At 55.4% G+C, this 22,604-nt stretch carries 17 protein-coding genes; 9 read left to right on the top strand and 8 right to left on the bottom strand.

Annotation, left to right across the window (positions count from 1 at the left end):
• The first annotated feature begins 93 nt into the window (after positions 1-93).
• Positions 94-2,562 carry a glycerol-3-phosphate 1-O-acyltransferase PlsB gene (gene plsB, locus JOE25_RS16565; RefSeq protein ID WP_209637004.1) on the top strand — a complete coding sequence of 823 codons (2,469 nt, stop codon included), beginning with the start codon at positions 94-96 and terminating at the stop codon, positions 2,560-2,562.
• 60 nt (positions 2,563-2,622) lie between these two features.
• Here the strand turns inward: plsB and ubiA are convergent, their stop codons facing one another.
• Positions 2,623-3,516: a 4-hydroxybenzoate octaprenyltransferase gene (ubiA, locus tag JOE25_RS16560; RefSeq protein WP_209637002.1), complete on the bottom strand. Its 894-nt coding sequence runs from the start codon at positions 3,514-3,516 to the stop codon at positions 2,623-2,625.
• Positions 3,513-4,037 (bottom strand): chorismate lyase, encoded by a 525-nt coding sequence (gene ubiC / locus JOE25_RS16555; protein ID WP_209637000.1) that lies wholly within the window; start codon positions 4,035-4,037, stop codon positions 3,513-3,515. The genes ubiA and ubiC overlap by 4 nt, the downstream gene beginning before the upstream one ends.
• A 399-nt stretch (positions 4,038-4,436) precedes the next feature.
• Here ubiC and JOE25_RS16550 point away from each other — a divergent pair, with 399 nt between their 5' ends.
• The 3 genes from JOE25_RS16550 to JOE25_RS16540 are packed head-to-tail and all read left to right on the top strand — an operon-like array spanning position 4,437 to position 7,849.
• Positions 4,437-5,819: an MFS transporter gene (locus tag JOE25_RS16550; protein ID WP_209636997.1), complete on the top strand. Its 1,383-nt coding sequence runs from the start codon at positions 4,437-4,439 to the stop codon at positions 5,817-5,819.
• 22 nt (positions 5,820-5,841) lie between these two features.
• A complete protein-coding gene (locus JOE25_RS16545) occupies positions 5,842-6,843 on the top strand; it encodes a LacI family DNA-binding transcriptional regulator (protein ID WP_209636995.1) in 1,002 nt (333 codons plus the stop codon).
• A gap of 22 nt (positions 6,844-6,865) precedes the next feature.
• On the top strand, positions 6,866-7,849 hold the full coding sequence (locus JOE25_RS16540) for a nucleoside hydrolase (RefSeq protein ID WP_209636993.1): 984 nt from the start codon (positions 6,866-6,868) through the stop codon (positions 7,847-7,849).
• Between the two features lie 55 nt (positions 7,850-7,904).
• Here the strand turns inward: JOE25_RS16540 and malM are convergent, their stop codons facing one another.
• From malM to JOE25_RS26595, 4 genes are all read right to left on the bottom strand, one after another.
• Complete coding sequence (malM, locus tag JOE25_RS16535; protein WP_209636991.1) at positions 7,905-8,807, bottom strand: maltose operon protein MalM; 903 nt, start codon at positions 8,805-8,807, stop codon at positions 7,905-7,907.
• Positions 8,808-8,902: 95 nt separating this feature from the next.
• On the bottom strand, positions 8,903-10,195 hold the full coding sequence (locus JOE25_RS16530) for a maltoporin (protein ID WP_280921284.1): 1,293 nt from the start codon (positions 10,193-10,195) through the stop codon (positions 8,903-8,905).
• Positions 10,196-10,227: 32 nt separating this feature from the next.
• Positions 10,228-11,337 carry a maltose/maltodextrin ABC transporter ATP-binding protein MalK gene (gene malK, locus JOE25_RS16525; protein ID WP_209636987.1) on the bottom strand — a complete coding sequence of 370 codons (1,110 nt, stop codon included), beginning with the start codon at positions 11,335-11,337 and terminating at the stop codon, positions 10,228-10,230.
• Positions 11,330-12,304, bottom strand: a complete 975-nt coding sequence (locus tag JOE25_RS26595) for an alpha-amylase family glycosyl hydrolase (protein WP_245209954.1) — start codon at positions 12,302-12,304, stop codon at positions 11,330-11,332. The genes malK and JOE25_RS26595 overlap by 8 nt, the downstream gene beginning before the upstream one ends.
• Positions 12,305-12,663: 359 nt before the next feature.
• On the opposite strand from JOE25_RS26595, the gene malE reads away from it, so the two are divergent.
• The 3 genes from malE (at position 12,664) to malG (ending at position 16,521) form a co-directional block, all read left to right on the top strand.
• Positions 12,664-13,857 (top strand): maltose/maltodextrin ABC transporter substrate-binding protein MalE, encoded by a 1,194-nt coding sequence (malE, locus tag JOE25_RS16515; RefSeq protein ID WP_037416088.1) that lies wholly within the window; start codon positions 12,664-12,666, stop codon positions 13,855-13,857.
• A 184-nt stretch (positions 13,858-14,041) separates the two neighbouring features.
• Entirely contained in the window at positions 14,042-15,619 is a 1,578-nt protein-coding gene (gene malF, locus JOE25_RS16510) for a maltose ABC transporter permease MalF (RefSeq protein WP_209636985.1), read from the top strand.
• 11 nt (positions 15,620-15,630) lie between these two features.
• Positions 15,631-16,521: a maltose ABC transporter permease MalG gene (gene malG, locus JOE25_RS16505; protein WP_004948829.1), complete on the top strand. Its 891-nt coding sequence runs from the start codon at positions 15,631-15,633 to the stop codon at positions 16,519-16,521.
• Positions 16,522-16,736: 215 nt separating this feature from the next.
• Here malG and psiE read toward each other — a convergent pair whose 3' ends face one another.
• Positions 16,737-17,144, bottom strand: coding sequence for a phosphate-starvation-inducible protein PsiE (gene psiE / locus JOE25_RS16500; protein WP_020837183.1), 408 nt, complete (start codon positions 17,142-17,144; stop codon positions 16,737-16,739).
• A 221-nt stretch (positions 17,145-17,365) separates the two neighbouring features.
• Between psiE and JOE25_RS16495 the strand changes: the two genes are divergently transcribed.
• Positions 17,366-18,802 (top strand): capsule assembly Wzi family protein, encoded by a 1,437-nt coding sequence (locus tag JOE25_RS16495; protein WP_209636982.1) that lies wholly within the window; start codon positions 17,366-17,368, stop codon positions 18,800-18,802.
• Between the two features lie 62 nt (positions 18,803-18,864).
• Here the strand turns inward: JOE25_RS16495 and pgi are convergent, their stop codons facing one another.
• On the bottom strand, positions 18,865-20,511 hold the full coding sequence (gene pgi / locus JOE25_RS16490; protein WP_209636980.1) for a glucose-6-phosphate isomerase: 1,647 nt from the start codon (positions 20,509-20,511) through the stop codon (positions 18,865-18,867).
• 273 nt (positions 20,512-20,784) lie between these two features.
• Between pgi and JOE25_RS16485 the strand changes: the two genes are divergently transcribed.
• On the top strand, positions 20,785-22,593 hold the full coding sequence (locus JOE25_RS16485) for a sodium:proton antiporter (RefSeq protein WP_209636978.1): 1,809 nt from the start codon (positions 20,785-20,787) through the stop codon (positions 22,591-22,593).
• Positions 22,594-22,604: the final 11 nt, after the last annotated feature.

Here is a 22,604-nt window from a genome sequence, read left to right as displayed (position 1 = left end):
TGCTTCCGGCTCTCGGTTTTCCAACACCACAGATCTGCTACCCGGTTTCTGGTATGCTTGCGACGCATTGCTAACAAGAGGCTTCACGTTGTTATGTCAGGTTGGCGTAAAATTTATTATAAACTATTGAATTTACCACTTAAATTGTTGGTAAGAAGTAAGGTTATCCCTTCAGATCCGGTCACGGAGTTAGGGTTGGATCCCTCACGGCCGATTTTGTATGTTTTACCTTATAATTCCAAGGCGGATTTACTGACGCTGCGCACCCAGTGCCTGGCGCAGGATCTGCCCGATCCTCTCAATCCGCTGGAGATAGATGGCACCGTGCTGCCTAGCCACGTGTTTATTCACGACGGCCCGCGCGTGTTCCGCTACTACACACCGAAAGAAGAGTCAGTAAAACTGTTTCACGACTATCTGGATCTGCATCGCAGTAATCCGGATCTCGATATTCAGATGCTGCCTGTTTCGGTGATGTTTGGTCGCTCCCCAGGCCGCGAAGGCCACGGCACGCCACATCTACGCCTGCTCAACGGCGTACAGAAGTTCTTCGCCGTGTTGTGGCTCGGCCGCGACAGCTTTGTGCGTTTCTCCAACACCGTTTCACTGCGTCGCATGGCGACTGAACACGGCACGGACAAAACCATCGCACAAAAACTGGCGCGCGTGGCGCGAATGCACTTCTCGCGTCAGCGTCTGGCTGCCGTTGGCCCAAGTCTGCCGGCCCGTCAGGACCTGTTCAACAAACTGCTGGCGTCCAAAGCGATCGAAAAAGCGGTCGAAGACGAAGCGCGCAGCAAGAAAATTTCCCATGAGAAAGCCCAGCAGAACGCCATTGCACTGATGGAAGAGATCGCCGCCGACTTCTCATATGAAACGGTGCGCCTTTCTGACCGCGTGTTGAGCTGGACCTGGAACCGGCTGTATCAAGGCATCAACGTCACCAACGCTGAACGCGTGCGCCAGTTAGCGCAAGATGGTCATGAGATCGTCTATGTGCCCTGCCACCGCAGCCATATGGACTACCTGTTGCTTTCTTATGTGCTGTACCACCAAGGCTTGGTGCCGCCGCACATTGCCGCCGGTATTAACCTTAACTTCTGGCCGGCTGGCCCCATCTTCCGCCGCTTGGGCGCCTTCTTTATCCGCCGGACGTTCAAAGGCAACAAGCTGTATTCGACGGTGTTCCGCGAATACCTCGGCGAACTCTTTAGCCGCGGTTACTCCGTGGAGTATTTTGTCGAAGGTGGCCGTTCTCGTACCGGACGCCTGCTGGAACCGAAGACCGGCACCCTGTCGATGACCATTCAGGCGATGCTGCGTGGCGGTTCTCGCCCGATCACACTGGTACCGATCTACATCGGTTACGAGCACGTGATGGAGGTGGGCACCTACGCTAAAGAGTTGCGTGGCGCGACCAAAGAAAAAGAGAGCCTGCTGCAGATGCTGCGTGGTCTGCGCAAGCTGCGTAATCTCGGCCAGGGTTATGTCAACTTCGGTGATCCACTGCCGTTGACCACTTACCTGAACCAGAATGTGCCCCAGTGGCGCGACGCGATTGATCCGATCGAATCCCAGCGCCCAAGCTGGTTAACGCCGACGGTCAACGATCTGGCTGCCAAGATCATGGTGCGTATCAACAATGCCGCCGCGGCTAACGCCATGAACCTGTGTTCTACGGCGCTACTGGCTTCACGCCAGCGCTCGCTGACCCGCGAACAGCTGTTAGAACAACTGGAATGCTATCTGCAACTGATGCGCAATGTGCCTTATGCCAGCGATGTCACCGTACCGACCCAGACGCCGGATGAGCTGCTGGATCACGCGCTGAACATGAATAAGTTTGAGGTCGAGAAGGATAATATCGGCGATATCATCATTCTGCCGCGCGAGCAGGCAGTGCTGATGACCTATTACCGCAATAATATCCATCATCTGCTGGTATTGCCTTCACTGATCGCCACCATCGTGATGCATCACCGCCGGGTTTCTCGCACCGAACTGCTGCGCCAGATCGGGTTGATTTACCCCATGCTGAAGGCGGAGTTGTTCTTGCACAACGACAAAGAACAACTGGCGGAAGTGCTGCGCCCGCTCATCGACGAAATGATCCGTCAGCAACTGATCTGCGATAAGGGTGACGCTCTGGTACTGAATCCAGCACGCATCCGGCCATTGCAATTGCTGGCAGCCGGTATCCGTGAAACGCTGCAACGCTATGCCATCACCATGTCTATCCTCAGTGCGAATCCAAGCATTAATCGCGGAGCACTGGAGAAAGAGAGTCGGATTATGGCCCAGCGTTTGTCAGTGCTGCACGGCATCAACGCACCGGAGTTCTTCGACAAAGCGGTATTCTCAACCCTGGTCGCAACGCTGCGCGAAGAAGGCTATATCAACGATATTGGCGATGCCGTACGTGAGCACACCATGGAGGTGTATAGCATGCTGAGCGATTTGATCACCCCAGAAATCAAATTGACCATTGAGAGTGTCAGCATGCCAGCGGAAACCAACGCACCGTCGGTTGCGCTCGAAGAAGCAGAAGAAAAAGACGAGTAATCCGTTGATACGGAAACGAAAAAGGCACCCCAGGGTGCCTTTTTTATTGCCAGTAGCCCGTTAAGCCTGCCAATAACTCAGCGCGATACCGATAAACAGTACCAGCCCGACGTAGTTATTATCCAGGAACGCCTTGAAGCAGGCCTCGCGTTCGCGACCGGCAATCTGCTTTTGCTGATGGATAAATAAGGCACCCGCCAGCAACAGCGACCAATAAAACGCGCCGCTCAACTGCGCCAGATACCCCACCCACACCAGCAGTAGCAAGGTGGCAAACTGCAGCAATCCGATGATCAGCTTGTCGTAGCGACCAAACAAAATGGCGGTGGATTTCACGCCAATCTTCAGGTCATCGTCACGATCGACCATGGCATACATTGTATCGTAAGCCACCGTCCAGCAAATATTGGCCAACAGCAATAGCCAACAGCTCAGCGGCAATGATTCGCTCACCGCAGCATAGGCCATTGGGATGCCCCAGCCAAAGGCGACACCCAACACAAACTGCGGCAGATGTGTGACCCGTTTCATAAACGGATAGGCCCATGCCAGCGCGAGCGCCGCCAGCGACAGCCAGATGCTCATCGCATTCAACGTCAGCACCAGCCCAAAGGAGATCAGCACCAGCACCACAAACAGCACTTTGGCCTCTTTCTCGCTTACCCTGCCACTCGGCATCGGTCGTCCGGCAGTACGCTTCACGTGGCCATCGACTGCCCGATCGGCGTAGTCGTTCACCACGCAACCGGCGGCACGCATCAGGAATACCCCAACCACAAACACCAACAGGATAGACAGCGATGGCACACCCTGCCCCGCCAGCCATAGTGCCCACAGCGTCGGCCACAGCAACAACAAAGTGCCAATCGGTTTATCGATGCGCATCAGATGGCTATAAGCCCGCCACTTGCTTTGAATCACGCTTCCCTCCAAGGTATTGTCTCTCCTCATCATTCTGGGTCCGTACTCTCTGCCGTATACAGTGGCGAAGCAGGCAAAAACAATTCGGTCAGCAACAGCGGTTTGCCCGCCAGCCGCAGGCGGGAACGACGCGCCCACAGGTTCTCTTGCCGGCCAATGTGAATATAATCGCGAGTCAGCTCATTGCTGCTGAACAGATAACGCCCCAGTGGCAGCGTGCCCAAATCCACCAGCGCCAAATCCGGGCCAGTAAGCGTTTCCTGCGGGATCACCGTTCGCCCCAGCAACCAAGGTTGGTTGTCGCCCAGTAACACGATTTCACGTAGCCAGTAGCGCGGGCTGTCCGGCAAGTGTTCAGCCTCGTCACCCAACTGATCTCGGGTGACAAAACATTCGCGCTGCGGTTCAACGTGCACACGCCCACAGTGACGCTCAAAACGGCGAGTCATGGACCCTAACTCCATCAACCAGTCGCTAACGGCAGCGGGCACGGGAGGATGTTGCGCAGATAACCACGTTAGCGACGGCAGGATGGAATCCCTATTGCCAGACATTGTTCTACTCCATGCCTGACGCCACGCGTGACGGCGGCGACAGGCCATACAAACTGTTAACAGATGCCCATTGTAACGCAGAAATTCAAAAGCGGCAGGCTGATTCGTGATGTAACACACCGCAAAATCACCACCGAAAAAGCACCGCAATGTCATCTTTCTGCCATCTGTTTTCTTTACCTTCGTTCACCGGAGCGATGGGTATTCTGTGATCGTCAGCAAACTTTCACCTCTGCAGCATTGTTTTATCTACGCGCGTAGATACCCTTGCATCGCAGCGTTGAATCGCCATCAGTCCAACACTTTGTCAGCAAACCTTCTTGCCGACACCAGGGAAACCATCTTTACCGCGATCACGCGATCAAGGCGTGGCGCAGACTAAAAGAGGATATCAATGCCATGAGCGAAACAACGCTTGCAACCCCACAGGCCGCCAGTGAGACGCTGGCGGCCGACGAACGTTTGGCTACCAAAGAGGGGCGCGGTCAATTCTGGCGCGCCACGTTCTCCTGTTGGCTCGGCACCGCCATGGAGTATGTCGATTTTGCCCTGTATGGTCTGGCGGCCGGCATGGTGTTCGGCGACGTGTTCTTCCCCGAAGCCACCCCAATGGTCGCATTATTGGCAAGCTTCGCTACCTATTCCGTCGGGTTTATCGCCCGGCCTATCGGCGCGTTAGTGTTCGGCTGGATTGGCGATCGCAAAGGCCGTCGAGTGGTGTTGCTCACCACGGTCGCGCTGATGGGTGTTTCCACCACGCTGATCGGGCTGATCCCCTCCTACGCACAAATCGGCGTCTGGGCACCCACTTGTCTGGTGATCCTGCGTTTTGCTCAGGGCTTCGGTGCGGGGGCCGAGCTTTCCGGTGGCGCGGTGATGCTGGCAGAATACGCACCGGCCAAGCGCCGTGGTCTGGTCGCATCAATCATTGCCGTCGGCTCCAATAGCGGCACGTTACTGGCCTCGCTGGTGTGGCTGTTGGTGTTGCAACTGGACAAAGCGGATTTGATCGCCTGGGGCTGGCGCATTCCGTTCCTCGCCAGCATCTTGATTGCCGGGGGAGCGTTGTACCTGCGCCGTCACGTGCGTGAAACCCCCGTATTTGAACGCGAGTTGCAGCAAAATCGTCAGCGGATGCTGGATAACACCCCTGTCGCACCGGATAACCGCAGCTACCTGCAACGCACCAAAGCCTTCTGGATCATGCTCGGCCTGCGCATTGGCGAAAACGGCCCGTCCTATATGTGCCAGGGGTTTATCGTGGGTTACGTCGCCAAGGTGCTGATGGTGGATAAGTCAGTGCCGGCACTGGCGGTAATGATTGCTTCACTGTGCGGTTTCCTGGTTATCCCGCTTGCCGGTTGGCTGTCTGACCGTTTCGGTCGCCGCGTCACCTACCGTTGGTTCTGCCTGTTGCTGGTGCTCTATGCTTTCCCGGCATTTTGGTTGCTCGACAGCCGCGAACCGGCGATAGTGATTTCAGTGATTGTGGTCGGTATGTGTATTGCGTCACTCGGTATTTTTGGCGTGCAGGCCGCCTACGGCGTGGAACTGTTCGGTGTCAAAAACCGCTATTCAAAAATGGCGTTCGCCAAGGAACTGGGTTCGATCCTGTCCGGCGGCACCGCACCGCTGATTGCTACCGCGCTGCTGGCGGGTTTCGGTCACTGGTGGCCTGTTGCCTGCTATTTTGTTGTAATGGCGGGCATTGGCTTAATCACCACCTTCTTTGCACCGGAAACCCGCGGCCGCGATCTTAACCTGCCGCAGGACGCAGTGTAATCAGGGCGCACAGGAACCCAACTTGGATAATCAATCCGCGCGGCGTATCACCCGCGCCGACGTCGCCCGCGTTGCGGGCACCTCGGTCGCGGTCGTCAGTTACGTGATCAACAACGGTCCGCGTCCGGTAGCGGAAGCCACCCGTTTGCGGGTACTGGCGGCCATCGAACAAACCGGTTACCGGCCGAACGACATTGCCCGCGCGCTGGCTTCCGGTAATACCCTGACCTACGGTTTAGTGGTGCCTGACATCTCCAACCCGTTTTTCGCCACGCTGGCACGGGCGCTGCAACGCGAGGCATTCAGCCACGGACGCGTGCTGCTGTTGGGTGACGCAGGCGACGACCGGCAGCGCGAACAGGATCTGATTAATCATCTGCTGCGCCGGCAGGTTGATGGGTTGCTCTACACCAGTGTCGATCGCCACCCATGGTTTGATCTGATCCGTGCCTCCGGCACGCCTTGTGTGATGATTGACACTATCGACAGCCATGCAGGCATTTGCGCCATACGCGTCGATGAGCGCGATGCCGCCTGCCAGGCGACACGACATCTGTTACAACACGGCTACCGGGAAATTGGCATTTTCATTGGCCCATTGAGCATGCTTAACGCCCAGGATCGCCTAAACGGCTGGCGTGATGCCTTGGCCGAGGCGGGCATTACCCCGCGTGAGGAATGGATTTTTGAAACCCCCTACACGCGTCAGGGCGGCTATCAGGCCTGCCAGAAAATGCTGCAAGCCCCCCGACCACGGGCCATCTTCACCTCCAACGAACAGCAAGCGCTCGGCTGCCTGTCGGCGTTGGCGGAACATCAGCTGCGCGTGCCGGACGATCTGGCTATCATCTGCTTTAACGGCACCCAGCAATCCGAATTCAGCATTCCGCCCCTCAGCGCGGTCGAACAGCCAATCGATGCCATGGCGAAACGGGCAATCGCCATGCTGGCTGCCGGAGCCGCACAACCGGAGCTGCATGAATTCGCCTTCCAGCTGCATATCCGCCGATCGTGCGGCTGCTAGTTTATTGATTTAGGTAACTGCTATGCGTTTGATTATTGATTGCGATCCCGGCAACGGCGTCCCGGGCGCCAACGTGGATGACGGACTGGCTCTGGCATTGGCACTGGCGGCCAGGCCGCGGCTCTCGCTGGAGTTGATCAGCATTGTGGCGGGCAACACGCCACGCGACGTCGGCTTCGCGGTGGCACACCATCTGTTGCAACAAACCGGCTATCAGGTCCCCGTCGTAGCTGGCGCCGCCTGTGCCTTGAGTGAGCCGCCAGAACCCTGGCGCGCTCATCTGGATCGTGCGATTACCGATCCAGATTTAGCCCATCTGTGGCGAGAAACGCCTTATCCGCGCGCCACAACGACAACCACACCGAATGCCGCCGTCGCCATCGGCGAGCTTATCTGCAATAACCCCGGTGAAATCACCCTGGCAGCGATCGGCCCGCTCACCAATGTCGCGCATGCTTTGCAGCTGTATCCTCAAATGGCCCAGGCCGTGAAGGAAATCGTGATTATGGGCGGGGTTTTCAATGTGGAAGGCTATATCAAGGACACCAATTTTGGATTGGATCCTGAAGCCGCGCGACAGGTACTGACGAGCGGTGCCAACATCACACTGGCCCCCTTAGACGTCACGACACAGACGATGTTGACTCAGGCAGATCTGGCGCGCATGACTCAACCCGATACGCCACTGTGTCGCTATCTGCGGACGACGACCCAGCCCTGGATCGACTATTCCCGCCATACGCGCCATCTACCCGGCTGCTGGATTCATGATGCGCTGGTGATTGCCTGGCTGTTGGAGCCGGCACTGGTGACGACGGAAGAATATTTTGTGGATGTCGCGCTGGAAGGCGCCATGACACGTGGCAGTTCGCGACGTTGGCGGCCAGACAGTTTGCGCCTGACCGTCGGCATGCCGCAGCCCACGGGCAAACCCGTACGGGTGATGCAACAGGTCGATAATTCCCGTCTGCTGGCGCTGATCGACCAAACGCTGGCCCGCGAATGAAAAAAGGTGCGCCGAGGCGCACCAATCATTGAGCCAGCATCGGCAGCGTCGGGTACTACCCCTTGCCTTTCACGCTGCTAATAAACGTTTTACGTGCTGTGGTGGAACCCAGTTTTTCCGCCTCATTCATCAGCTTCAGCGCTTTATCAATGTCTCCCGCCTTCACGGCCTGTTTGATGCCATTGTTAAAGTAGGTTTCTGTGTCATTCAACATCGGTTCCGCCGGCTTGGTTGGCGCCGGAGCCGGTGCTGCGGCAACTGCAGCAGTAGATCCCACCACCACTGGCGTCGCCGTCGGTGCCGGTTGCAGCATGCCGATCATAATATTGCCGCTGCCCTGTTCTGCGGTGACCTTCAGTTTGATGGTGCCGCCGGTGCTGTGGCTGGCAATAGGATCGGGAATATCCGGCACTGCATTACCCACACCTTGCGCATAGGCTTTCGCCGGGTTGGTCAGTTGCGTGGTTTTTGCCAGATCCTGACGGGTGGTGTACACCAGCAGGTAGATTTGTTTCTGCCCCAGCGCCGGGGTCAGTTTCAGCGTGCCTTCGAGGCGATCCGACGACATCGCGCCGGGCGGCTGATAAGGGAAGTAGCTGCTCGGGTAATACGCCGCCGGGCGCAGGTGCTCATCGAGTACCAGTACGCTTGGTGCATAAATTGCGTTGTTCTTGCTGATGCTGCTCAGCGTAACTTCCAGCGAGCCACGATCGGCTGGCAGCGTATAGGCGGCGATGGCGCCCTGAATATCGCCCTGATTGATTTGCGGGCTGACATTATCCAGTTTCACATCCTGGCTAACCGGTGGTACCAGCGGTTGCCAAGGCAGGCTTTGCAACGTACTGGTGCTAATGGCTGGTGCGACGGAGACATTGGCCGGCGTATCGGCATTGGCCGCCAATGGCGCACCAAGGGTAAGCGCCAGTGACAAGCAGAGTGACAGCAGATTCTTTTTCATTGTTATACCCCATTGTATCCGACGTGCCTCAGGCAAGAGAGTCAGTGTCGGCGAATACAGGTTGGGGAGAGCACGTGGCTCTCCCCGTTATCACATTACCACCAGATTTCCATCTGAGCGCCGAAGGTGACTTCATCGTCATTACCACGGCTGAAAGTGTGCATGCTGGTGTCGTTATAAGCGGTGCCTGAGGTGTAACCGGCGCCGGAGTCGCTGTTAGCGTAGCCCCATTTCTCATCCCACTTGGCGTAGGTAGCAAATACGCGGATAGCCGGACGTGACCAGATGCTGTTGCCTGCCTGCCACTGTTGCGCCAGGGTGACTTTGTATTGGCCGTTGCGATCGCCGGTACGCTGGGATTTGACGTTGTCGTAACCCGCTTCCAACAAGGTGCTCATGATAGGCGTCCACTTGTACATTGGACGCACGCCCACGGTGTACCACGTGGTGCCGTTGTTATTGTCGCGATCGATATCCTGGAACATAGCGACATACATCATTGCCCATTTATCGTTGAAGTCGATAGCACCGTGATCCAGCACGCGGATCATCTTGCCATTGTTGTCGATAGTGGCGCCTTGGCTACGGCCATTGTTCTGTGAGGTCATTGAATCGGTGGCATATTGCAGCACAAACTTGTTATAGCCACTCAGAATGCTTTGGGTATGTTCAGCGGTGAACATCCAACCGTCTTTGCTGGCGCCGTCCGCCAGACGGAAGTTGTCCTGCGCGTTGGCGCGGCCATAATCCACACCCAACTCCAGGGTGCCGCCTGGGTTCAGCTCCAGGCCAGCCAAACGCACGTCAAAGGTGTCGTTGACCGTTGGGCGCTGCTTCCATTCATTATCCAGATAGCCGTAAGAACCACCGGATTCAGAGTTACGGGTAACGGCCGCAGACAGCTTACCGAAGCCCAGATCGATATTTTCCAGACCGGCACCTGGGCCAGAGATATCCCAGTAGTAGAAGTCAATCATGTGAACATCATGACGCTGATAGAAGCGCTTACCGGCCCACATGGTGGAGCCCGGCAGCCAGTCAATCAGGTTTTTACCCTGCACATTCACTTCACGGAAGCCGGGTGTAACGTCTTCCCAGTCAGACCGTTGTGAAACGGAATAGGCCAGATTAGTATCGAAATAGAAGCTTTTATCGCCTTCTTTCCACACTTCCTGACCCAGCTTCAATTCGGCGTAGGTTTCACATTCGTTACCGAGACGGTATTTACTGTCGGCACCGGTGGCTTTGAAGCATTGCTGCTCACCACCGCTACCGGTCCAGCCGATACCAGAACGAGCGTAACCTTTAAAATCGACGGCCATCGCCTGGGTTGTGAGAACACCAGCGGCGATTGCCAGTGCCAGAGGAAGCTTGCGCAAGGTAGTCATCATTATTCTCCTGTTATACAGACTGTGATGCTTTAAACGCCCGGCTCCTGGTGCAGCCGTTTACATGCCGTACCGTCTTCACGGAACAGATGGCAGCGGTGAGGCGGCAGGCCTATAGCGAATGTTGCACCTTCTTCTACCAGCACCACGTCGTTCTGGCGGTAAACCAGGTTTTGACGAATTGCCGGGATTTGGATGTGGATTTGCGTCTCGTTACCGAGTTGCTCCACCACCTGTACGTCGCCCGTCAGGCGAACTTCAGAGGCATCGCCAGGCAACAGATGCTCTGGACGAATACCTAATGACATGTTCGAACCGGCCTGAACCTCCGTACCTTCTACGGGTAACCACACCAGTTGGCGGTTAGGCAGTTCGACCTGGACTTGTTGCGGTTCCACAGCGGTCACTTTGACCGGCAGGAAATTCATTTTCGGCGATCCAATGAAGCCGGCGACAAAGCGGTTTGCCGGGTAGTGATACAGCTCCAGCGGCTTGCCGACCTGGGCGACACGTCCGGCGTCCAGTACCACGATCTTGTCGGCCAGCGTCATCGCTTCGACCTGATCGTGCGTGACGTAAATCATGGTGCGCTGCAGGCGCTTGTGGAGACGGGAAATCTCAATGCGCATTTGCACTCGCAGTGCGGCGTCGAGGTTCGACAGCGGTTCGTCGAGTAGGAACACATCCGGTTCCGCCACTAACGTACGGCCAATCGCCACCCGCTGACGTTGCCCACCGGACAACGCTTTAGGCCGTCGATCGAGCAAATGGGCCAATTGCAGCACTTCTGAAACCTGATTAACCCGCTGGTTGATTTCCGCTTTCTTGGCACCCGCCAGTTTTAGACCAAACGACATGTTGTCGGCCACGGACAGGTGTGGATACAGCGCGTAGGACTGGAAGACCATACCGATACCGCGCTCAGACGGCGGCACCTCATTCATGCGTTTATCGCCGATCATCAGGTCACCGGAGGTGATGTCCTCCAGCCCCGCGATCATGCGCAGCAGCGTCGATTTGCCGCAGCCCGATGGCCCGACAAACACCACAAATTCGCCGTCATTGATGGTCAAATTGACGTCTTTGGAAATCACGGCCTCGCCGAAGGCCTTATAAACGCTGCGCAATGTGACACTAGCCATGCGTTACTCCCCTGCTTTCGCAGCTAACATTTCGTGTGAAAATGGCGGACGCAAAACCCGCCAAAACCCATTGATGACCCTCTTGCTGCGCACCGTGCTGCCATGCCAGTGGCAAGGTCGCCTCAGACGGTGCGGCCGCCTGAGTATAAGGCTGCAGGTTAATCAGCGCTTCAAGGCATTGATCCTGATGGGTAATAAGTAAACGCACTACGCCATTACGTTGGCTTACGATGCTCAGTTCACCCTGTTGGATAACCGGCAACCGGCGCAATGCCAGCAGGGACTGGCAGTAACGTAAGGTGGATTGGTTGTCATACTGTTGGCGGCTGATGGCCAGCGCGCGGTGTTCGATCGCCACCTGTTGGTACCAGTGGATTTCGCCAGAGGTCACCTGTTCGGGCGCTTCATGCCATGGCATCGGCGTTTGCGCACCCAGAGGATCCTGCAGCCCGGCCGCGTGCGGCAGTCCCAACTCTTCGCCTTGATACAGGCAAATAGGGGCGGGCAACATCGCCAGCAGCGTCAAAAAAGCATCGGCGGAGCGCAAGTTGCCCTGCCCCCAGTGACTGACCACGCGAGGTTGGTCAGCGTCACCGGTACTCCACAGGCTATCTGCCAAGGTGACGCGGCGAGCATTCAATACCTCAACCAGCTTTTCCACGCTGAAAGGCACGACCTCTAACGCCAATGGGCTAAGGAGATACTGCTGATGCGCAGCAGCGGCACGACGAATATGGTTTGGCCCGTCGCAATACCACAGCGTCAGCCCTTGGGTTGCGACAGCGGCTGCATCTTGTGTCGCCAACGCTTGCGGCAGTACCAAACCGTCAATTGACAACGTGCTCAAGTACGGCAACGCCGCAATCATGCCGTGAGCGTCGCCCACACCGTCCCCGTTTCCATCACGGAAACTGACCGGATGGATCCGGTACAGGGTTGGCTGAGTGGCGGTAGGCATTGGCGACATAAATCCGGTTCCCTGCTGCACGTGGCGATAAAAATCAATGTGGCCGATAGTGCGGTAAACCCCACAAAGGGTAATCATCCGTAACAGAATTTTTCATGGGGGAGGAGATGGGAGGATGAGAGAACGACCGCAACGATGAGAAGTTCAACGCTTGAGACAAATCTGTGATCTACCTGGCAAAAATCGTCCCCCTATTTTGTGTCTGACACCACAGAATAAGGAGCAACGTTAACTGGATCACACTATGCAAGCGTGGGGCGTAGAGGGGGGGAGGATGAGAATGTGCCGCTTTGTGACCCACTATTACCGCGAAACCTCTCTCCTTGATTTACGTGCCCACAAAAAAGAAGGATTGGATTATGACTCGCAGCTTTACCACCGCCCGTACGCTGGTACTTTCGGCTCTGACCACGTTGGTGCTCTCTTCTTCCGCCTTCGCCAAGATCGAGGAAGGGAAACTGGTTATCTGGATCAACGGCGATAAAGGCTATAACGGCCTGGCCGAAGTCGGCAAAAAGTTTGAGAAAGACACCGGTATCAAAGTCACCATCGAACATCCGGACAAGCTGGAAGAGAAATACCCGCAGGTTGCGGCGACCGGCGACGGCCCGGACATCATCTTCTGGGCTCATGACCGTTTTGGTGGTTACGCGCAGTCTGGCCTGCTGGCCGAGATCCACCCGTCCAAAGCTTTCCAGGACAAATTGTTCCCGTTCACCTGGGATGCCGTGCGTTATGACGGCAAGCTAATCGGTTACCCGATCGCCGTTGAAGCCTTGTCACTGATTTACAACAAAGACCTGATCAAGCAAGCCCCTAAAACCTGGGAAGAAATTCCGGCACTGGACAAAGAACTCCGTGCCAAAGGTAAAAGCGCCATCATGTGGAACCTGCAAGAACCCTACTTCACCTGGCCAATTATTGCCGCCGACGGCGGTTATGCCTTCAAATATGAGAATGGCAAGTACAACATCAAGGACGTAGGCGTCGCCAATGCCGGTTCTCAGGCTGGCCTGCAGTTCATCGTCGATTTGGTGAAAAACAAACACATCAACGCCGATACCGACTACTCGATTGCTGAAGCCGCATTCAATAAAGGCCAGACCGCCATGACCATCAATGGCCCTTGGGCATGGTCAAACATCGAGCAAAGCAAAATCAACTACGGCGTAACCCTGCTGCCGACCTTTAAAGGCAAACCATCCAAACCTTTCGTCGGCGTACTGACTGCCGGGATCAACGCCGCTAGCCCGAACAAAGAGCTGGCCACCGAATTCCTGGAGAACTACCTGCTGACCAACGAAGGCCTGGCTGACGTCAACAAGGACAAGCCGTTGGGCGCAGTGGCGCTGAAGTCTTACCAGGAACAACTGGCGAAAGATCCTAAGATTGCCGCCACCATGGAGAACTCCCAAAACGGCGAGATCATGCCTAACATCCCGCAGATGAGCGCCTTCTGGTATGCCGAACGCAGTGCGGTGATCAACGCCGTCAGCGGTCGCCAGACGGTGAAAGCCGCGTTGGATGACGTACAGACCCGTATCACCAAGTAACACACAACGTTGTGCGGGATTAACATCCCCGAAGTAATTGGAGTGACACCGCGACGGCAAGTACGCACATCCCGGCAGCACAGAGAGTTATCTGACCGGGGTGAGCGGACGCCGCCAACACAGGTGCCGCTTCAAGTATGAGGGGGGAAGTGTCCCGCTGTTGCTTCACAGAAAGGAACGCCCTATGCAATTAGCTCACGCCGGGTCGCCTGCGCGCAAAAAGTCGAAGTGGTGGCAGAGTGACATCCTGAAATGGCTGGTCATCGGCCTGTTCAGTCTGGTGACCTGCTATCTGATTGTGTTGATGTATGCACAGGGTGAATACCTGTTTGCCATTCTGACGCTCATATTAGTCAGCGCCGGGCTGTATGTTTTTGCCAATCGCCGCGCTTACGCCTGGCGCTATGTCTATCCTGGTATCGCCGGAATGGGGCTGTTTGTCCTGTTTCCGCTAATTTGTACCATCGCCATCGCCTTCACCAACTACAGCAGTACCAACCAGCTCACCTTTGAACGAGCTCAGTCGGTACTGATGCAGCGCCAGTTCCAAACCGGCAAAACCTTTACCTTCGGGCTTTATCCGGTGGAAAATCAACGTTGGCGCCTGCAGTTAACCCACCCGGACAGCGACCAACGGCTTATTTCCGATCCCTTCAGCTTTGATACCAATGCACCGCAAACGCTGAAACTGACGGAGGAAAGTGCAGAACCGGCGGGCGAACGCGCCACGCTGCGGGTGATCACGCAAAACCGCCAAGCGTTAAGCCAACTGGTCGCGTTACTGCCGGACGGCGGCGAATTGCGCATGAGTTCCCTGCGCCAATTTTCCGGCACCTCCCCGCTTTATGCGCTGGATAAGGGCAGCAATACGCTGACCGACCAACAAACCCATATTCAATACCGACCGAACCCGGACATTGGCTTCTATCAAGCCATAAATGCTGACGGAAACTGGGCCAAGGAGACGCTCAGCCCAGGGTACACCGTCACCATCGGCTGGAAAAACTTCCTGCGCGTCCTACAGGACGAAGGCATCAAGAAACCCTTCGTGTCGATCTTTATCTGGACCATCGTGTTCTCGGTGATGACCGTAATCCTCACTGTTGCTGTAGGCATGGTTTTGGCCTGTGTGGTGCAGTGGGAGGCGCTGAAAGGCAAAGCGGTGTATCGCGTGATGCTGATACTGCCCTACGCGGTGCCGTCGTTTATTTCGATACTGATTTTCAAGGGGTTGTTTAACCAAAGCTTTGGTGAGATCAACATGATGCTCAGCCATCTGTTTGGTATTAAACCGGCCTGGTTCAGTGACCCCATCACGGCCAAAAGCATGATTTTGATCGTCAATACCTGGTTGGGCTATCCCTACATGATGATCCTGTGTATGGGGCTGCTGAAGGCGATTCCAGACGATTTGTACGAGGCTTCGGCAATGGACGGCGCGACCCCGATGCAGAACTTTTTCCGTATCACGTTGCCTCTGCTGATCAAACCGCTGACCCCACTGATGATCGCCAGCTTTGCCTTCAACTTTAATAACTTTGTCTTGATTCAACTGTTGACCAACGGCGGGCCTGACATGATTGGTACCACCACACCGGCCGGCTATACCGACCTGTTGGTCAGCTATACCTACCGTATCGCCTTCGAAGGCGGCGGCGGGCAGGACTTCGGGCTGGCAGCCGCCATTGCCACACTGATCTTCCTGCTGGTGGGCGCCCTGGCGATCCTGAATCTTAAAGCCAGCAAGATGAACTTCGACTAGGGAGAAAAATAATGGCCATGGTCCAACCCAAATCCCAGCGCTTGCGCCTGTGGATGACCCATACTCTGATGCTGTGTTTTATCGCCCTGATCATGTTCCCGCTACTGATGGTGGTCACTATCTCGCTGCGCTCCGGCAACTTCGCCACCGGCAGCCTGATACCGGAACAGATTTCATGGGACCACTGGCGGTTGGCGCTCGGCATGAGCGTGACCCACGCCGACGGCAGCGTCACCCCGCCACCGTTCCCGGTCCTGCTGTGGTTGTGGAATTCGATCAAGATCGCAGTGATCACCGCCATCGGCATCGTCACGCTGTCCACTACCTGCGCCTACGCGTTTGCCCGCATGCGTTTTCGCGGCAAGAGTACACTGCTGAAAAGCATGCTGATTTTCCAGATGTTCCCGGCGGTACTGTCATTGGTGGCGTTGTATGCCCTGTTCGATCGTCTGGGCCAATACATCCCGTTTATCGGTCTGAACACCCACGGTGGGGTGATCTTCGCCTATATGGGCGGCATTGCGCTGCACGTCTGGACCATCAAGGGCTATTTCGAAACTATCGACAACTCGCTGGAAGAAGCGGCGGCACTGGACGGTGCCAGTCCGTGGCAGGCCTTCCGCCTGGTGCTGTTACCGCTGTCAGTACCGATTCTGGCGGTGGTGTTTATTCTGTCGTTTATCGCTGCGATCACCGAAGTACCGGTCGCCTCGCTGCTGCTGCGTGACGTCAACAGTTACACGCTGGCGGTGGGCATGCAGCAATATCTCAACCCGCAAAACTATTTGTGGGGCGACTTTGCCGCTGCGGCGGTACTGTCGGCCATCCCGATTACCGCCGTATTCCTGCTGGCACAGCGCTGGTTGGTGGGAGGCCTGACGGCCGGTGGGGTGAAAGGTTAGGTTTGTGCCGCTGCAATACGTTTGATGTACTTCAGTTTTTTCCGATCAATACCTGTGTCTTCGGCGGCCCCAACGGGCCGCCATTTTTATGGAACCGCCAAAATAATGGGCGTTGCAACAAGGCAGCAAGCGAGTAAATCCCCAGGAGATGACTCGGGTCAGTGACGGGGGTACACACCTGCAGCTAACGCTGCTGCTTCAAGTATGAAGGATATTTATTCGCGCTTTAAGCGGTCGGTATTGGCCAGATACAGCGTCACCACCAGCAACAATATCGCGGCGGAATAAATTAACGTATCTATTGGGTTTTCATGATCCACAATGATCAGCCGGATGATGGCAGTGATGCCGATATAAATAAAGTAGCGTAACGGGAAGTGATAGCCCGACTCAAAATACTTCACAATCAAGGCGATAAATTCAAAGTAAAGGAAGTAAATCACAATCCCTTCAATCAGCAGATAGGACGTCGATTCCTCGTTGTTTACAAACAACACCTTCGCCAAATGAATGGTTTCTTTCACCAGAAAGACGATCAAGATCGCCGCCAGCAGCAGCAGCCCAACGTTCAGCACCCGTTGCAGCCCTTTGGCCACCATTACGGAGCGGGAGGTTTTTGCCATAATTGTTCCCCATAAATACCATTAAAATTATCCGTGGATCCTAACATAGGCATTATCTTAAAAATTAATATCTCTTCAGAACCATAAAAAAATAAGTATTATTCAATTAGTTAAAAGAAAATGTTTCATAGGGATATATTTGTAGCAAATTGAAATGTCCACTATCATGGGTCATAGATCTTTACATAAAACAAACAACTTGAATTAACAAGGGAATATTTATGCGCGCTAAACTTAATGGACTGGTCGCGGCGGGCCTGTTTACCTGTGCATTGACCGGTCACGCCGCCGGCTTGGTCACTCCTGATAACGATCTGCGTAACGACCTGGCCTGGTTGTCCGACCGCGGTGTCATTAACGTTAGCTTGTCCACTTGGCCGCTGAGCCAGGAAGAGATCAGCTCGGTTATCTCGCAAGCCAAACCGGTTACCAATACCGAGAAAAATGTCATCGACCGTGTTCAACGCCGGGTTGATGCCCTCAAGGCCAATATTCGTGTCAGTGGTTACGCCTCGACCGACAAACCCGGCACGCCACAGGGCTTTGGTCAAAACGAATATGCCGATGACCGCCTGACTATTGGCGCGGGTGCCAACGGTGAGTTCTGGGACGTACGCGTTCAAGGCTCTGTCGAAGGCGACCAACGCGTCAGTGACGGTTCCAAATTTAACCTGAACGGCTCCTACGGCGCAGTGAAAATCTGGAACCAGTGGTTATCCTTCGGTGAAGTGTCCCAGTGGTGGGGCCCAGGTTATGACGGCAGCTTGATCCGTTCAGACGCAGCCCGTCCCGTCGCCGGTTTCATGCTGCAACGCGCCGACCAATCGCCGTTTGAAACCCCTTGGCTGTCCTGGATTGGCCGTTGGCAGTACCAGATTACCGCCGGCCAGCTGTCACAGTACTCTTCCGTACCCGATACCAAGTTGATTGGTGGTCGCTTTACCATGATGCCGACCAACTTCCTTGAGTTGGGCGCTTCGCGCATCATGCAATGGGGTGGCAGCGGTCGACCACAGTCCTTTAGCTCTTTCTGGGATGCTTTTACTGGCAAGGACAACGATGACTCTGGCAAAGGCAACGATCCCGGCAACCAGCTCGCAGGCTTTGACTTCAAGCTGAAAATGCAGCCGCTGATTGGCCTGCCAGTCAGCCTGTACGGTCAGTTAGTCGGTGAAGATGAGGCGGGTTATCTGCCTTCACAAAATACCTACCTGTTGGGCTTAGAAGGCCACCCGGAATGGGGCACGACCACCATCAACTGGTCCATTGAAGGGGCAGACACCCGCTCCGACATGAGCCGTAAAAACTATGTATACACCCACTACACCTATAAAGGCGGCTACTACCAGCAAGGCTACCCACTGGGCCACGCGATGGGCGGTGACGGCCAAATGCTGTCCGGTCGCGTAGAGCTGGTACTGGACGACAGCCAACGCTGGAGTACCCGTCTGGTGTACGCCAAGGTGAACCCGAACAGCCAGTCAATTAACCAGGCATTCCCGAAATCTGACACGCTGAAAGGCATTCAGCTCGGCTGGGGCTATACCTTGCCCTCCGAGGTCAAGTTTGATACCAGCCTGTGGTACACCAATAGCCATGCCAGCACCGCCGATGACGTAGGTGCAGGTATCAGTTTCGAAGTACCCATCAATCTGTAATCCTTCAGACGTAAAAAAACCCGCCGCGGCGGGTTTTTTATTGGCATCAATTCAAATGGTGCTTAACGCCATGCTTTGAAGCGGTTGATCAGCGCATTGGTTGAGCTGTCATGGCTGCTTACCGTTTCGTCACCTGCCAGTTCTGGCAAAATGCGGTTAGCCAATTGTTTGCCCAGCTCAACACCCCACTGATCGAAGGTGAAGATGTTCAGGATCGCGCCCTGGGTGAAGATCTTGTGCTCATACAGCGCAATCAGGCTCCCCAGGCTGAACGGCGTGATTTCACGCAGCAGGATGGAGTTGGTTGGGCGGTTGCCTTCAAACACCTTGAACGGTGCAACGTGCTTAACCTCTTCCGGCGTTTTGCCTTGGGCCGCGAACTCTTCTTCTACCACGTCCAGCGATTTACCAAACGCCAGGGCTTCGGTCTGTGCGAAGAAATTCGACAGCAGTTTGGCGTGGTGGTCGCTCAGCGGGTTGTGGCTGATGGCCGGCGCGATAAAATCGCAAGGCACCAGTTTTGTCCCCTGATGAATCAGCTGATAAAACGCATGTTGGCCATTGGTGCCTGGCTCGCCCCAGATGATAGGACCGGTCTGGTAATCCACTGGGTTGCCATTACGATCGACATATTTACCGTTAGACTCCATATTGCCCTGCTGGAAATAAGCAGAAAAACGGTGCATGTACTGGTCATACGGCAGAATGGCTTCGGTTTCTGCACCGAAGAAATTGTTGTACCAGATACCAATCAGCGCCAGCAGCACCGGCAGGTTTTTCTCTGCCGGGGTTTGTGCGAAATGTTTGTCCATCGCATGCGCGCCGCTCAGCAACTGTTCGAAGTTCTCGTAACCCACTGACAGTGCAATCGACAGACCAATTGCCGACCACAGGGAATAACGGCCACCGACCCAGTCCCAGAATTCGAACATGTTGGCAGTATCGATACCGAACTCACCGACGGCCTTGCCGTTGGTGGACAGCGCCGCGAAATGCTTCGCCACGTGTTTTTGATCGCCCGCAGTGCCCAGGAACCAGTCGCGCGCGCTGTGGGCGTTGGTCATGGTTTCTTGCGTGGTGAAGGTTTTGGACGCCACCAGGAACAGCGTCGTTTCCGGATTCAGCGCCTTGAGCGTTTCGGCGATATGAGTGCCGTCAACGTTAGAAACAAAGTGCATATTCAGGTGGTTTTTGTACGGACGCAGTGCCTCGGTCACCATATAAGGGCCGAGATCAGAACCACCGATACCGATGTTCACCACGTCGGTAATGGCTTTGCCGGTGTAACCTTTCCAGTCACCGCCAATCACGCGGTCGCAGAACTGTTTCATTTTAGCCAGCACCGCGTTCACTTCCGACATCACATCTTTGCCGTCAACGATAATCGGGCTGTTGCTACGGTTGCGCAAGGCAACATGCAGCACCGCACGGTCTTCGGTGCGGTTAATTTTCTCACCGGCAAACATGGACGCGATCGCACTTTGCAGATCGGTCTCTTTCGCCAGTGCCTGCAGCTTCTCCAGGGTTTCCGCGGTGATGCGGTTTTTAGAGTAATCCACCAGCATCTGATCGTCGAAGGTAGCGGAAAACTTGGAGAAACGCTCACTGTCCTGAGCAAACAGATCGCCGATCTGTACGTCTTTCATCTGTTCAAAATGTTGCTGCAGGGCTTGCCAAGCAGCGGTTTGACTAGGATTGATATTTTTCATAGCAACACTCTTAGGCTTGAGAATAAATGTGACGTGGTTGTCCGATTGTAGCCTGTTCGACTGTGATTATGATCTCTTTTCTTGCGATAGGTGCTAACTGTTAAACCCAGCCGCATCGTTTCAGCTCTTCCCCTATACTTTTGGATAATAGCCTGTTATCAGGGTTACTTAACTGTCACTAAACTGTGGCAGATTATCACCACGTCATTGACGTAATTAGGCTAAGGATGCGCGGCCAACCAGGCTGTAGTTTGAAAGACGAAGGACATGATTATGGAATTATCTGCCCCATTGATGTTGGTGGTTATTGGATTGAGCTCGCTGCTGGCGCAGTGGGTCGCCTGGGTGTTGCGCCTGCCGGCTATTTTGCCACTGTTGGTATTTGGCATTGTGTTAGGCCCCGTGGTCCATCTGGTTCAACCGGATGCATTGTTCGGCGATCTTCTGTTCCCGCTGGTGTCGCTGTCGGTCGCCATTATTCTGTTTGAAGGCGCGCTGACACTACGCGTCGAGGAGATACGCGGTCTCGGCGGTGTGGTGCGCAATTTGGTCACCATCGGCATGCTGATGACCTTCCTGGTGATCGGCGTAGCCTGCTGGTGGCTGCTCGACTTTCCGCCGGAGCTGGCGGCACTGATCGGCGCAGTCACCGTCGTCACCGGTCCAACCGTCATTGCCCCGCTGATGCGCGTCGTGCGGCCAAATGCCAATATCAACCAGGTGCTGCGCTGGGAAGGCATCGTGATCGACCCGGTCGGCGCCATCTTTACGCTGCTGGTATTTGAATTTATCGTACTGAAGCAGCATTCGGAATCCTATACCCACCTGTTCTACACGCTGGGCATTACCGCCGCTGTCGGCATGGTCGCTGGCGCATTGTTCGGTTACCTGTTGGGCCTGGCACTCCGCCGTGTTTGGCTGCCACGCTACCTGCAAAACCTTGCTGTATTGGCCATTATGCTTACCGCTTTTGGCGTGTCTAACGCCATCGCTGACGAATCCGGTCTGCTGACCGTTACGGTGATGGGCATCTGGCTGGCCAATATGCGGGATGTGGATACCAGTGACATATTGGCCTTCAAAGAAGAACTGTCGGCAATCCTGATTTCGGCGCTGTTTATCATTTTGGCCGCGCGGCTTGATATCCAGGCACTGTGGAACATGGGCTGGCCGTTGCTGGGTCTGCTTCTGGTGGTGCAGTTTATCGCGCGCCCACTGTGTATTGCGGTATCAACCTGGCGCTCGTCCTTGCACTGGCGCGATCGCCTTCTGCTGTGCTGGATCGCCCCGCGCGGCATCGTCGCCGCAGCGGTAAGTTCATTGTTCGCCCTGACATTGCAACGCAGCGGCTACCCCGGCGCCGATCGTCTGGTCACGGTGGTGTTCGCCGTTATCATTGGTACCGTGGTGTTGCAAAGCCTGACCAGCGGCATGATGGCGCGCTGGTTGCGGGTACAGCAACAAAAACCTCGTGGGGTGCTGATCGTCGGAGCCAATAGCGTGGCACGCATGCTGGCGCAGGCGCTGATGAAAATGAATATCCCGGTCATTGTCACCGACAGTAGCTGGGAATATTACCGCCAGGCACGAATGGACGGCATTCCCGCGTATTATGGACATGCCTACTCCGAACACGCCGAAAACTTCCTTGATCTCAGCGATACCGCGCAGGTGTTGGCACTGTCGCCCAACCGCCATCAGAATGCACTGGCGGTCTATCACTTCGGCCATATTTTTGGCGACGGGCAGGTGTTTGCTATCCGTTCCGGCGCCCCGCTGAAAGGCCGCGGCAACAGTGGCGAAAGCTCACGCTTCCGTCGGCATGAAGTTTTGTTTAATCAAGAGGCCACTTACGGCCGGTTAAGCAGTCTGATCGCCCAGGGTGCCACCATCAAGGCCACCAAGCTGAACGAGAACTTTGGCTGGTTGGAATATCTTGAAAAACATCAGGGTGTTATTCCGTTATTCAGTCAGCGGGAAGACGGCACGTTGCAGCCGATAGGCACCGGTTTCGTCCCGGCGATACCCTGTACGCTGATTGCGCTGGTACAAGATGAAAATCCCTCAACGTCTGGACGTTGACAGCAGCGCGA

Origin of the sequence: Serratia sp. PL17, assembly GCF_017832355.1 — a bacterium.
Classification (GTDB): Bacteria; Pseudomonadota; Gammaproteobacteria; order Enterobacterales; family Enterobacteriaceae; genus Serratia.
This window is presented reverse-complemented; position numbering and strand designations above follow the sequence as displayed.